Here is a 12,118-nt window from a genome sequence, read left to right on the forward strand (position 1 = left end):
CGCAGAAGCGAACAGCGCAGATGACGACCAGTATCAACCATCCACAGTAGACAGTGATCAACGCTGCTTCAGAATCTCTAGGTCGCAGGTTCGAGCCCTGTCGGCGACCAAAGCGGCCTGGTCAGAGAAACTCCCTGACCAGGCCGCACCCAAGGCCGAAACCGGAGTCAGCAGTCCCGCAATTCCGGGCTCTGGTTCAGCAACTGCCCCCGCGGCGAGACAAACGCCCGGTACCGATCCCCGTCCGTCTCGCGGAACACTGCTACCCGGTGGCAGTTCTGGAATGCCAGTTTCACCCCGAAATGCCGCTCCAGCCCGCCGCGGATCGCGTCTGAGGCCAGGGCTCGCAGGAGCTGGCCGCGGGCGGCCTCGCTCGGCGGCGGGGTTTCGTTGTCCGCGAATCCGTCCGCGGCGGTGTCCGCTTCCGCGATCACTCCGGTGATGACCTCCCACGCGTACGGCAGCGATTCCCGCACGCAGGCCACGAACTCGGCGTCGGAGACCTCCCCGCGTTCGGCTTTTTCCAGCAGCGCGGGCGATACGTCCAAGGACAAGACAACCTCCATGGTCAGCGGTACCCCTCAGAGCTACCGGCCCGCCGGACCCGGCCACAAGAGAAAACGAGTTTCATCACCACTTTGGTGGATCACTCCCACCGGAACAGCCGCACGGCGAGCGCCGTTCCGCCCAGCGCGAAGGCGGCCAACGCGACGAACTGCAGTGGCTGCCCGCCGTCGCCGATCCAGGCGTCTTGCAGCGGTTGGGTGCCGGGCGGGAGGTAGCCGCCGATTTTCTGGATCACCGCTGGCAGCAGCGGTCGCGGCAGGTAGACGCCGCCGACGAACATGATGGGGAAGAACGCGATCATGGCCAGTCCGCCGGCGGCTTTGCCGGTGCGGGCGAGGGACGCGGCGATCAGGCCCAGCGCGAACACCGAGACCAGGCCTAGCAGCAGGGCCAGCAGGAAGAGTCCGGGATGGCGGGGGATCGGCACGTCGAAGGCGATGCGGGCGGTCACGAGCATCAGCAGAACTCCGGCCAGTGCGACGGCGGCGTGGATCAGCACCTGGGCGAGCAGGAGATATGGGGGCGGCACGGGGGTGGTGGCTAGGCGGCGGAGAATTCCCTGTTCGCGGTAGGTGGCGACGGCGGCGGGGATGACCTGCAGACCCAGCATCGCCAGCGCGATGACGATCAGCGAAGGCACCCACAGGTCGACAAATCGATATTCACCGGTGACGGGGCTCGGTTCTCGCATGCCGGGGATCGAGCCGACACCCAGCAGGACCGCGGTCGGCAGGAAAACGCCCAGGAGTGCCCACAGCGGCGTGCGCAGGAACAGTTTTGCTTCGGTGATCAGCAAAGTACGCATCGGAAAAGCTCCTTAGCCGCGAGTGAGCGCGACGAACGCGTCGTGCAGGGTGGGTTGGCCGGTGGCGGCGAGCAGGTCGGCGGGGGTGCCGGTGGCGATGACGCGGCCCTGATCGAGCAGCACCAGGCGGTCGCACAGTCGTTGCGCCTCGTCCATGAAGTGGGTGACCAGCACGATCGTCACGCCGGAATCGCGAACGGTCTCGACCAGTTGCCAGGTTTCTTGCCGGGCGTGCGGGTCGAGGCCGGTGGTCAACTCGTCGAGGATGGCCAGTTCGGGGTTGCCGACCAGGGCGAGTGCGATGGACAGCCGTTGCCGGAGGCCGCCGGAGAGCTTGCCGAAGGCGATGTCGCGGTGGGCGTCGAGGCCGAGTCGGGTCAGCAGCGTGTCGATGTCGGCTGGGTTCGGATAGAAGGACGCGAACAGCGAAAGCGCTTCCCGGACCCGCAGTTTGTCCGGCAGGCGCGCGTCTTGCAGCTGGGTGCCGACGCGGCGGCGCAGTTCGGCGGTGTCGCGTCCCGGGTCCAGGCCCAGTACGGAAATCGTGCCGGAATCCGGCGAACGCAGGCCCTGCAGACATTCGACCGTGGTGGTCTTCCCGGCTCCGTTCGTGCCGAGGACGCCGAAGATCTCGCCGCGTTCGACGGAGAACGAGACCCCGCCGACCGCGACCCGGCCCGCATAGGCCTTGCAGAGTTCGGAAACTTCGATGAGTCGCATGCGAACGACGCTAGAAGCGCTCGCGGTCCGGCAGAATGAGTCGGAAACCCCAGTTGAGGTGGGGTTTCGCGGGTGTCGGGGGTGGGGCTGGGGCCACCCTGATCCGGGAGCTGGGGCCAGGGTCCGGGACGGCCGCAACGGCGAGACTGGGACGCGAAAGGGGGTGCCATGACGTCGGTGCGGCGCGCGTGGGCACTTGCCGGTCTCGCGGTGGTGAGCTGGGTCGACGTTCTGCTTGAACTGATCGCGTTCGCGCTGTTGTGCGTCGGTCTCGTGCTTTTCTTCTCCCCGGCGGTCGAAATCGCGCGCGTCCGGTCGCGGCGCACGCGGGAGCTGGTCGGCCGGTGGACCGGGCGGGAGATTCCGAGCCCGTACCGGCCAGCGCCGCCGGAGCCGGAGCGCGAGCGCGACGGCTGGTATCGCGACGGCACCCAGCTCTACCGGCGCGCCTGGTGGATCCGCTGGAATCGACGTTTCACGTGGATCATGGAGGATCCGGCGACCGGCCGGGAGTTCGGCTGGCAGCTGCTGAACCCGCTGGTCGCGCTGGCTTTCGCGGTGTTTTCGCTGGTCGCCGGCCCGGTCGCGCTGCGCGGGTACGCCCGGTGGACCGGGTACTGGCTTGGCCCGCACGCACCGCGGGGGAAGAGCTGGCTTGGTCGCAGGTTCGAGACGCTCGGGTATCAGCTCGGGCTGTGGGCGATCTCGGTGGCGCAGCTGGGCCTGGCAGTCGCCCAGATCATCGTGCTGACCGGCGCGGTGCCGGTGTTCCCGACGGTCACGCGGGCCAGCCGCGCGGTCGCTGACACCTTCCGCCGCGAGGCCGAGCGCTGGACCGGGGTTCGGATCGCCCAGCCGTACGTTCCGCCGCCCGCGCTGCCGGTTCCGCGCGGCGACGGGCTGTACCAGTTCGGCAAGCAGTTGTACGAGGAACCGTGGTGGCCGATGCTGCGCGCCCGGATCCACTGGGTGCTCCACGACCGCGCGACCTGGCGGGACCTGGCCGCCGCGGTGCTGCTGCCGGTGCTGACGCCGGTGTTGTGGATGCCGTCGGCGGCTCTGGTCTTCTGGGGGATTTACGGTCTGGTCGCGCTGTGGATCACCGGCCAGCACAGCTGGTTCGAGATGGTCGGGCTGCCCGCGGTGACCAGCACCGGCGGCGCATTCGCGATGACGCCGGTGGCATTGGCGGCGGTGTTCGCCGGGCTGCTGCCGACGCCGTGGCTCGCTAGGCGGCAGGCGAAATTCGGGCGCTGGCTGCTCGGCCCGACCGAGGCGTCCCGGCTCGCGCAGCGCGTCCACCGGCTGGACCAGACGCGGGTCGAGGTCAACGTCGCACAGGCCGCTGAGCTGCGGCGGATCGAGCGCGACCTGCACGACGGCATCCAGTCGCGGCTGGTCGCGATGGGGATGAAGCTCGGTGCGGTGGAGGCTTTGATCGACCACGATCCGGATAAGGCGAAACAGCTGGCCGCGGAGTTGCGGGAAGCGTCGTCGGAAGCGCTCACCGAGCTGCGGTCGCTGGTTCGGGGCATCCATCCGCCGGTGTTGTCGGAGCGCGGATTGGTCGACGCGGTGCGCGCGGCGGCGTTGGACAGTCCGTTGAAAGCCGAGGTCACGGCTACGGTGCCGGGTCGGCTCGAACAGCCGGCGGAGGCGTGCGCGTACTTCGCGGTGTGCGAATTGCTGGGCAACGCGGCAAAACACGGCGAGGCCCGGCGCGCGACCGTGGTGCTGGAATACCTCGACGGGTTGCTGCGCGCGACCGTCACCGACGACGGCAAGGGCGGTGCCGACGCCGCTCGCGGAACGGGTTTGCGCGGGATCGAGCGGAGGCTGTCCGGATTCGCCGGTAGGTTGGCGCTGACCAGCCCGCCGGGCGGCCCGACGGAGGCGATTGTGGAGGTGCCGTGCCAGCTCGACCCCGGACCGTCGTCGCCGAAGACCAGTACCTCCTCCGAGACGGCCTGACCCACCTGCTCGCCGCGCACGGGTTCGACGTCGTCGCGGCGGTCGGTTCCGGACCCGAACTCGCCGCCGCGCTAAGGGAACACCGGCCTGATGTGTCCATTGTGGACGTCAGAATGCCGCCGACCAACACCGACGAAGGACTGCAGGTCGCCCTCGCCGCTCGGCGGGAGACGCCGGGGCTGCCGATTCTCGTGCTGTCGCAACACGTCGAGCAGCTGTATGCGCGCGAACTCCTGGCGGACGGCACCGGCGCGGTCGGCTATCTGTTGAAAGACCGGGTGTTCAACGCGGAACAGTTCATCGACGCCGTCCGCCGGGTGGCCGCGGGCGGGACCGCCATGGATCCGGAAGTGATCGCGAAACTGGTGGCGGGCAACTCTTCCGATCCGTTGGCGGCCTTGACGCCACGGGAACGTGAAGTGCTCGGCTTGATGGCGGAAGGCTGTTCGAACGCCGCGATCGCCAGCCGGTTGCACTTCAGCGAAGGCGCGGTCGGCAAACACACCGCGAATATCTTCGCCAAACTCGGGATTTCCGCCTCGGACGACACGAATCGCCGGGTGCTGGCCGTGCTGAAGTTCCTCGGTTCTAGCTGAGCGGCACCCGCACGGCGGGCGGAAGCGGTCCGGCGGCCGGATGCGCCCGGAACGACTGGAGCAGCAACGCCGTGAACCGCCGCACCGCTGCGACACGTGCGGCAGCCGGTTCCACCCGGATGCCTTCGTTGGCGACCAATGCCAGCACGAGGTCCTCTAGCACGAAATCCGGGCGCAGATCGCCGCTTTCCTTGGCCCGGTGGATGAGTTCGAGCAGCAGCCGCAGTGTCCGGGCGCGGTCGGCGGCGAAGTCGAGTCGTCGCGGCAGTTGCGCGACGAACGCGCGAAACCCCTGCTCACGAGCGTGCGCCTCGGTGAGCTTCTCCACCGCCAGGACGAAGCCCTGCCACGGATCAGCCGCGGCAAGGCCCTCCTCGACGATCGACGAGCACAACGCCAGTTCCTCGGCGAAGGCTTCGGCGATCAGCGCGTCTTTGGTCGGGAAATGCCGGTAAACCGTCGCGACGCTGACCTCGGCTTGCCGCGCGATCTCCCGCATCGGCACGCGGTATCCGCGGATGGTGAAGGCCGCCCGGGCGGTAGCGAGAATGCGCACGCGGTTGTGCGCGGCGTCGGTCCGTCTCACTTCGGCCGTCACCCCTCTCACTTCCACCTGAACCGCTGACCTGCCGGAATACCTTCGGACGCATGAAAGCCGTCCAGTTTTCCCAGTATGGCCCGCCCAGCGTCGTGCACGTCGCCGATGTCGCCGAACCGCACGCCGGCCCCGGGGAGATCCGCATTTCCGTGTGCGCTTCCGGCTTTTCCGCGGGCGAAACCGCCATTCGGTCCGGTGCGCGCAAAGGTATGTGGCTCCCGTTCCGGACGGGATATGACGCCGCTGGTGTGGTGGACGAAGTCGGCGAAGGAGTAACCGGGGTCGAACTCGGCGCGCATGTCTTCGGCATGACAGCCGCGGATCGTCGCGGGGCCAACGCCGAGTACGCCGTTCTCGTTCACTGGGCAGCCAAACCGGCCGCGTGGAGCTGGGCCGAGGCAGGCGGTGCCGCGGGCGCGATCGAAACCGCCACCCGGGTGTTGGATCAGCTGACTGGCGAAACGCTCCTGGTGCACGGCGCGGCGGGCGGGGTCGGCACGGTCGCGGTTCAGTTGGCAGTAGCGCGCGGTGCCACTGTTATCGGCACCGCGAGCCCGCGAAACCACGATTTCCTGCGTTCACTCGGTGCCGAACCGACGACTTACGGCCCAGGTCTGGTCGACCGGGTCGGCAGTGTTGACGCGGTCTTCGACTGCGCCGGGGGAGCGCTGCCAGACCTGATCAAGATCGCCGGAGATCCCGCGCGAGTCGTGACGATCACCGATGCCGCAGCACCCCAGCATGGCGTGCATTTCTCGCACAGCGCCGCGATCCCCGGTGCCGATCCGCTAGCAGTACACGGCCTTGCCGCAGCGGTAAAACTCGCCGAGGAAGGGCGCTTAAAGATCCCCGTCGCAGCGACCTTCCCGCTGAGCGAAGCCGCCGCCGCGCATGAGCTGAGCGAGAGCAGGCACGCCCGCGGGAAGATCGTCTACGTGAACTGACTCAGGCGCGCGAAACCCGCACCATCTCGTCCCGCTCCACGACCTTCACCCGCTCGCGTCCCTCGGGCTCGCCGAGCGACTTCTCGTGCGCGTCGAGCTTGCCCCACCCTTCCCAGGTGGTGAACGAAATCCCGCGCGCGGCAAGGAAGTCCAGGATCGCGTCCGGCGAGGAATGCCGCGGCGCGGCGAGCGTGTCGGCGTCGGCCAGCAGGTTCGCGACGGTCTCGGCCGCGTCGCCCTTCGTGTGGCCGATCAGGCCGACCGGGCCGCGTTTGATCCAGCCGGTCACGTACACGCCGGGGACCTGGTTCTCGTCCAGGTCCAGCACGCGGCCGCCCTGGTTCGGGATCACGCCCGCGGTGTGGTCGAACGGGATTTCCGGCAGATGCGACGACAGGTACCCGACCGCGCGGTACACCGCCTGCACGTCCCAGTCGTGGAACTCGCCGGTGCCGACGACCTTGCCGTCGCGGTACTCGGTGCGTTCGGTGCGCAGGCCTGCGACCTTGCCGTCCTCGCCGAGCACCTCGGTCGGTGCGTGGAAGAAGTGCAGGTGCAGCCGCCGCGGACGGGTGCCTTCGTCGCGAATCGCCCATTCCTGCAGCGTCTTCACGACCATGTCGGTCTGCTTGGAGGACCGCAGCTGCGCGACGCTCGCCTCGTCGAACTCCATGTCCTCGGGGTGCACGATCACCTCGACGTTCGGCGAATGGTCCAGTTCGCGCAGTTCCAGCGGCGAGAACTTCGCCTGCGCCGGGCCGCGGCGGCCGAACACGTGCACGTCGGTGACCGGGCTGGCCTTCAGGCCCTCGTAGACGTTCGCCGGGATGTCGGTCGGCAGCAGTTCGTCGGCGGTCTTGGCGAGCACCCGCGCCACGTCCAGCGCGACGTTGCCGACGCCGAGCACGGCGACCGAGGACGCGGTGAGCGGCCAGGTGCGCGGCACGTCCGGGTGGCCGTCGTACCAGGACACGAAGTCGGCGGCGCCGTGGCTGCCGTCGAGGTCGATGCCGGGCAGGTCGAGCGCGCGGTCGGCCATCGCGCCGGTCGCGAAGATGACCGCGTCGTAGAACTCGCGCAGGTCGTCGAGCTTCAGGTCGGTGCCGTAGTCGACGTTGCCGAGCAGCCGGATGTTCGGCCGGTCGAGCACCTTGTGCAGGGCGTTGACGATGCCCTTGATGCGCGGGTGGTCGGGCGCGACGCCGTAGCGGATCAGCCCGAACGGCGCCGGCATGCGCTCGAACAGGTCGATCTCAACGTCGGCGTCGGACTTGTCCAGCAGGTCGGCGGCGTAGATGCCGGCGGGACCGGCGCCCACGACGGCGACACGAAGGATTCGGCTCACCGGTCCACGGTAAGTTAGGTGATCCTAACAATCACTGTGATCTGGCGTACGGTCCAGCAGGTGGGAGCCGCTAAGCTGGCGGCATGCGCGTTCTCGTCGTCGACAACTACGACAGCTTCGTCTACAACCTCGTCCAGTACCTGGCGCAGCTCGGCGCCGACTGCACGGTGTGGCGCAACGACGTTGTCGACCTCGACCGCGTCCCGGAATTCGACGCGGTGCTCGTTTCCCCGGGCCCGGGAACGCCGGAACGCGCAGGTCAGAGCATTGAAGTGATCGCGAAATGCGCCGAGACGCGCACGCCGATGCTGGGCGTCTGCCTCGGCCACCAGGCGCTGGGCGTGCACTTCGGAGCCACCGTCGACCGGGCCGACGAGCTGCTGCACGGCAAGACCAGTCAGGTGCATCACACCGGCGTCGGCATCCTCGCCGGGCTGCCGGAGGAGTTCACCGCCACTCGCTATCACTCGCTCACCGTGCTGCCGGAGACCATCGATCCGGCGATTTTCGAGGTCACCGGGACCACTGAGAGCGGCATCGTGATGGGCATGCGGCACCGCGAGCTGCCGCTGGAAGGCGTGCAGTTCCACCCCGAATCCGTACTCACCGAATGCGGGCACCGGATGCTGGCGAACTGGATGGCCTCGGCGGGGCACCCGGTCGCGCCGACCGTCGTCGACGACCTGGAGCGGGCCACCCGCACCCTGCAGAAGGCCGCGACTGCGTGACCGCCCCGACTCCGCTGATCCGGCTCAGCGGAGTCGGAAAACGGTACGGCAGCGGCGAACCCGTCCTGACGCACGTCGATTTCGAGGTGCCCGCCGGACAGGTCGCCGGCATCCTCGGCGCGAACGGCTCGGGCAAATCGACCCTGCTGCGGATCCTCGCCGGGGTGTCGCGGGCGTCGTACGGGGACATCACCGGAAGCCCGGCGGTCGGCTACCTGCCGGACCGGTTCCCTGGCGGCCAGCGGCTGAGCGCGCGGGCGTACCTGCGGCATCTCGCGCGGATCCGCGGGCTCGCCGACCTGTCCGGCATCGACCCGCTGCTGAAGCGGCTCGCGCTGGTCGGCAGCCCGGACGCGCAGTTGCGGACGCTGTCGAAAGGCAACGCGCAGAAGGTCGGCCTCGCCCAAGCCGTGCTGGTGCGGCCGGACCTGCTGATCCTCGACGAACCCTGGTCCGGCCTCGACGTCGGCACCCACGCGGTGCTCGGCGAACTGGTCGCGGAAACCCGGGCCCGAGGCGCGAGCGTCGTGTTCACCGACCACCGGCCGGACGTCGTCCGCGCCCACGCCGACGAGGTGTACCGGCTCGAATCCGGCCGGCTCGCGCCACTGGAAACACATCCGGAGCGCAAACGGATCACGCTGCTGCCGGTGTCGTCGAGCGTCGACAACTGGTCCGCCGAACCCGGCGTGCACACGGTCGCCGACCAGGCAGGCGGCGTGGTCCTGACAGTCGACGCCGAACACGCCGACGCCGTACTGCTGCGCGCCCTGTCCGGCGGCTGGTCGGTGCGGGAGGTGGCGCCGTGCTCGCAGTGAGCCGCTATTACCTGGCGCTGCTGGGACATTCGCAGCGGTACCTGCCGGCCGGGCTCGCGTACCTCGCGTTGTGCTCGATCCTTTACGCAGACCCGAGTTCGCCAGTGATTCCGCTGTATGGCGTTAGCGGGGCGGGGATTCTCGTACTGGGCTGCTGGCTGACGATCGCGTTGCTGGACATCGAAGACCCCGTGCAGCGGTTGATCACCCTCAATCACGCTGGGGGCAACCGGAAAACCATTGGCGGCGCGGTGCTTACGGTTTTCGGCTGCACCTTGGCGAGCACATTGGTGACCGTCGCATGGGCCGCGACGCATCGGAATCAGCTGCATTGGCAGATCGTCAGCGCCGGATTGGCGACCCATCTGGCGTGCGCTCTCGTCGGCATCGCAATCGGCCTGCCGTGCTCGCGGCTGCTGGTGTCGCGTATCGGATGGACGGTGCTCGCGGCAGTTCTCGTGCTTGGCGTGGTGCTGCTGGGAAAGTGGGTTCCGGTGGTGCATCCGCTCCTGGAGGCGCTGATGAGCGGCACTCCGTACGGCGGCCCGCTCACGTTGGCGATCGGCGCGTCGGTGGTGTTGCTGGCGGCCAGCATGACGGTGGTGGGTGCGGTTTCGGCCCGCCGGTCTTGAATCTTTATCAAAGCCTTGAGCGAGACGCATTCTGCACCTCTCGGGCGCAAGCTAGGATATCCGACCTGAGCTGGGCCGAGTGCGGTTTCCGGCCCCATGAGCAAGGGGAGGTCTCATGGCGGATGGCACCATTGCGATCACCATGCCAGGAGCGTCGGACGACGAACTCCGGAAGCTCGCGGCATGGTTTCGGGACGAGGACGACTTGCGCGGCCGGGTCCGAGCCCAAGACGCTCCGGCTGGTCCCGGGGAAATGGGCGGTGCGCTCGACGCGATTACCGTCATCGCCACCAGTGGTACAGCTACCGCGTTTTGCCGTTCGCTATTCGACTGGCTGACTCGTCTCCGCGACGCGCGCAAGGTTTCGCTCAAGCTGACGAGGGACAAGGAGACGCTCGAACTGGAGTGCGGCTCGGGCGACGACTCCGCCCAAGTGCTCGCCGCGGTCCGGAATTTCCTCGAGCGGGAGTCCTGATCGGAGTGAGCGCGCTTCCCGACCCGGAGCGGTCTCGAGCGATCCTCATCGGCACGAGCGACTTCGAGTCCGAGCTGTTCGTGAACCTGCCGGCGGTCCACAACAACCTGGCGGACTTGCGTTCCGCGCTCAGCGACCCGCGGGCCGGGATTCTCGAATGGGACCACTGCTATGTCGTCGACAATCCTGATTCGCCGACAAGCCTGACGAAGCGCTTGCGCCGCTTCTCCCGGGAAGCCGAAGATTTCCTCTTCGTCTACTACGCGGGCCACGGGGTCCGGCACGAACTCCGCGACCGGCTCTATTTGACGACCCGGGAGACCGACCCCGAGGAACCCGACACGACAGCGGTCGCCTTCGACACCTTGCGCGACGCGGTGGAGATGAGCCCCGCTCAGGTCAAGTTGCTCGTCCTGGACTGTTGTTACTCCGGAATGGCGATCGGGGCGATGTCTGATTCCCGGCTGGACTCCCGGGAAATCAAGGTTCGCGGGACAACGGTGATCGCCTCTTCGCCGAAGAACCGGGTGTCGCTCTCGCCGCCCGGAGACCGCAACACCGCGTTCACCGCGGAGTTGCTCACCTTGCTCACCAGCCGTTCTCCCGGACGTCCGCTCGACGTCAACAACCTCTACGGCGCCCTTGACGCGGCTCTCGCGCGTCGTGGAATGCCCCGGCCGAAGATGCAGGCGATGGACACCAGCAGCAGTCTTCTGCTGCGCAGGGAACCATTGACGGATAAGCCCGCTGTGGAGAAGCCGCCCGCGGTTGTCGAACCAAAGAGCCCGGTCGCTTCGGAACCGATCAGAAGCAAGCCGGTCGTCCCGGTGCTCACGCCCGCGGAACCGGTTGTGCCGACAGCGGAACCGAAGCCCGCCAAGCCCAAGCTCGAAGAGGTCTCGAAGGCCTCGCCAGTCGTTCAGGATGACCCGCTTTCGGCCCAGCCGCGCGGTCAGCAAGCAGTGTGGCTGTGGCGGGCGGCGCTTGCCGCTCTGCAGTGGCTGGTCTTCTATATCAGTCTCGGCTACACCGTCGGAGGACTGGCCAATGCGCTGGGCAGCGACGCTTCTGCCAGCAGCAGGCTCGGCGACCTCGCCCTCAGTTTGGTGATGCTGGTGATCGCCGGAGGAACGGGGACTTCTCTGTATCGGCGCATCCGGCACGAAGGTCGACGGATCGTCTTCGCGACAGCTTTCCCCTGGCTCGGCGAAAAGGCGGAAAAAGTACGTGCGGCGCTCCTGTGGGCGCTGCTCGCGTGTTGTGTCGCGATGGCCGCGGCTGGAATATTCTCGCCCATGCGGACCCCGCAGCCGGGGTCGACCGCCTCTGTTCTCGTCGCGAATGTGGGGTTGCCGACCGTTTTCTCGCTGGGCGCGGTGATGTGCGTATCCGCGCTGGTCAAGCAGCATCGCGGACGGAAGCACTCGCTGTAGTTTGCAAATTGCATTCGGCAAATGCCGATTTGGGGGTTCCGGGTTCGGTAGCGAGTCGGTTACCCTCGCGCCGTCTGTTCGGCCCGGGAGGGGAGCATCCGTGACGGCAGGGATCGCCGCGATCAGCGTGGACGGCTCCGCGGACGAGTTGCAGCAGCTGGTTTCCTGGCTCGGCGCCGAGGACGAGCTCGCCGGCCGGGTTCGGCTCGCCGGGCCGGGAAGCGACGTCGTCGTGATGGTGAGCAGCCGGTCGGCGGGCACGTTCTGCCGGTCGCTCTTCGGCTGGTTGCGCGGGCAGCGCGACGGGCGGCAGGTGTCGCTCACGGTGAAGCGTTCCGGGGCCGTCGAAGAGCTGGACGTCGATTGCGGCGGCGGGCACGACGTGGACGAGGTGCTCGCCAGCGTGCGGAGTTTTCTCGACCAAGACTGATCGGCCGGCGCGAAAAAAGGGCCCGCACGGTGCGCACCGTGCGGGCCCTCCTTACG

Annotated in this window: 14 protein-coding genes; 9 read left to right on the forward strand and 5 right to left on the reverse strand. The window is 68.1% G+C overall.

Annotated elements, in window-relative coordinates; translation table 11 throughout:
* Window positions 1-167: 167 nt before the first annotated feature.
* The 3 genes from ACFXI3_RS22825 to ACFXI3_RS22835 form a co-directional block, all read right to left on the reverse strand.
* Window positions 168-554 (reverse strand): SCO5389 family protein, encoded by a 387-nt coding sequence (locus ACFXI3_RS22825; protein ID WP_344282305.1) that lies wholly within the window; start codon window positions 552-554, stop codon window positions 168-170.
* Window positions 555-646: 92 nt separating this feature from the next.
* On the reverse strand, window positions 647-1,372 hold the full coding sequence (locus tag ACFXI3_RS22830) for an ABC transporter permease (protein WP_378401945.1): 726 nt from the start codon (window positions 1,370-1,372) through the stop codon (window positions 647-649).
* A gap of 12 nt (window positions 1,373-1,384) precedes the next feature.
* A complete protein-coding gene (locus tag ACFXI3_RS22835) occupies window positions 1,385-2,092 on the reverse strand; it encodes an ABC transporter ATP-binding protein (protein ID WP_378401947.1) in 708 nt (235 codons plus the stop codon).
* A 168-nt stretch (window positions 2,093-2,260) separates the two neighbouring features.
* On the opposite strand from ACFXI3_RS22835, the gene ACFXI3_RS22840 reads away from it, so the two are divergent.
* Window positions 2,261-4,063, forward strand: coding sequence for a sensor histidine kinase (locus tag ACFXI3_RS22840; protein WP_378401949.1), 1,803 nt, complete (start codon window positions 2,261-2,263; stop codon window positions 4,061-4,063).
* Complete coding sequence (locus ACFXI3_RS22845; RefSeq protein WP_378401951.1) at window positions 4,003-4,659, forward strand: response regulator; 657 nt, start codon at window positions 4,003-4,005, stop codon at window positions 4,657-4,659. Before ACFXI3_RS22840 ends, ACFXI3_RS22845 begins: the two co-directional genes overlap by 61 nt.
* On the opposite strand, the gene ACFXI3_RS22850 is transcribed toward ACFXI3_RS22845, so the two are convergent.
* Complete coding sequence (locus tag ACFXI3_RS22850) at window positions 4,652-5,245, reverse strand: TetR/AcrR family transcriptional regulator (protein WP_378401953.1); 594 nt, start codon at window positions 5,243-5,245, stop codon at window positions 4,652-4,654. The genes ACFXI3_RS22845 and ACFXI3_RS22850 overlap by 8 nt on opposite strands.
* Window positions 5,246-5,307: 62 nt before the next feature.
* On the opposite strand from ACFXI3_RS22850, the gene ACFXI3_RS22855 reads away from it, so the two are divergent.
* The gene (locus ACFXI3_RS22855; RefSeq protein ID WP_378401955.1) at window positions 5,308-6,201 is read left to right on the forward strand and encodes an NADP-dependent oxidoreductase; all 894 of its coding nucleotides are present in this window, start codon (window positions 5,308-5,310) and stop codon (window positions 6,199-6,201) included.
* Between the two features lies 1 nt (window position 6,202).
* On the opposite strand, the gene ACFXI3_RS22860 is transcribed toward ACFXI3_RS22855, so the two are convergent.
* A complete protein-coding gene (locus tag ACFXI3_RS22860) occupies window positions 6,203-7,519 on the reverse strand; it encodes an FAD-dependent oxidoreductase (RefSeq protein WP_378402043.1) in 1,317 nt (438 codons plus the stop codon).
* Between the two features lie 110 nt (window positions 7,520-7,629).
* On the opposite strand from ACFXI3_RS22860, the gene ACFXI3_RS22865 reads away from it, so the two are divergent.
* The 6 genes from ACFXI3_RS22865 (at window position 7,630) to ACFXI3_RS22890 (ending at window position 12,062) form a co-directional block, all read left to right on the forward strand.
* Window positions 7,630-8,274 carry an aminodeoxychorismate/anthranilate synthase component II gene (locus tag ACFXI3_RS22865; protein ID WP_344282282.1) on the forward strand — a complete coding sequence of 215 codons (645 nt, stop codon included), beginning with the start codon at window positions 7,630-7,632 and terminating at the stop codon, window positions 8,272-8,274.
* 14 nt (window positions 8,275-8,288) lie between these two features.
* Window positions 8,289-9,092, forward strand: a complete 804-nt coding sequence (locus tag ACFXI3_RS22870) for an ATP-binding cassette domain-containing protein (protein ID WP_378402045.1) — start codon at window positions 8,289-8,291, stop codon at window positions 9,090-9,092.
* Complete coding sequence (locus ACFXI3_RS22875; RefSeq protein ID WP_378401957.1) at window positions 9,080-9,724, forward strand: hypothetical protein; 645 nt, start codon at window positions 9,080-9,082, stop codon at window positions 9,722-9,724. The genes ACFXI3_RS22870 and ACFXI3_RS22875 overlap by 13 nt, the downstream gene beginning before the upstream one ends.
* 115 nt (window positions 9,725-9,839) lie before the next feature.
* The gene (locus ACFXI3_RS22880; protein ID WP_378401959.1) at window positions 9,840-10,199 is read left to right on the forward strand and encodes a hypothetical protein; all 360 of its coding nucleotides are present in this window, start codon (window positions 9,840-9,842) and stop codon (window positions 10,197-10,199) included.
* A gap of 5 nt (window positions 10,200-10,204) precedes the next feature.
* Window positions 10,205-11,632 (forward strand): caspase family protein, encoded by a 1,428-nt coding sequence (locus ACFXI3_RS22885; protein WP_378401961.1) that lies wholly within the window; start codon window positions 10,205-10,207, stop codon window positions 11,630-11,632.
* 100 nt (window positions 11,633-11,732) lie between these two features.
* Window positions 11,733-12,062: a hypothetical protein gene (locus ACFXI3_RS22890; RefSeq protein WP_344282270.1), complete on the forward strand. Its 330-nt coding sequence runs from the start codon at window positions 11,733-11,735 to the stop codon at window positions 12,060-12,062.
* The last annotated feature ends 56 nt before the right edge of the window (window positions 12,063-12,118 follow it).

Origin of the sequence: Amycolatopsis sp. NPDC059235 (assembly GCF_042754125.1) — a bacterium.
GTDB classification, from domain to species: Bacteria; Actinomycetota; Actinomycetes; order Mycobacteriales; family Pseudonocardiaceae; genus Amycolatopsis; species Amycolatopsis albidoflava.

Excerpts from the sequence above, each read along its gene's own strand:
- ACFXI3_RS22855 (WP_378401955.1), top strand. The coding sequence starts at position 5,308 with ATGAAAGCCGTCCAGTTTTCCCAGTATGGCCCGCCCAGCGTCGTGCAC.
- ACFXI3_RS22830 (WP_378401945.1), bottom strand. The coding sequence starts at position 1,372 with ATGCGTACTTTGCTGATCACCGAAGCAAAACTGTTCCTGCGCACGCCG.
- ACFXI3_RS22840 (WP_378401949.1), top strand. The coding sequence starts at position 2,261 with ATGACGTCGGTGCGGCGCGCGTGGGCACTTGCCGGTCTCGCGGTGGTG.
- ACFXI3_RS22865 (WP_344282282.1), top strand. The coding sequence starts at position 7,630 with ATGCGCGTTCTCGTCGTCGACAACTACGACAGCTTCGTCTACAACCTC.
- ACFXI3_RS22835 (WP_378401947.1), bottom strand. The coding sequence starts at position 2,092 with ATGCGACTCATCGAAGTTTCCGAACTCTGCAAGGCCTATGCGGGCCGG.
- ACFXI3_RS22880 (WP_378401959.1), top strand. The coding sequence starts at position 9,840 with ATGGCGGATGGCACCATTGCGATCACCATGCCAGGAGCGTCGGACGAC.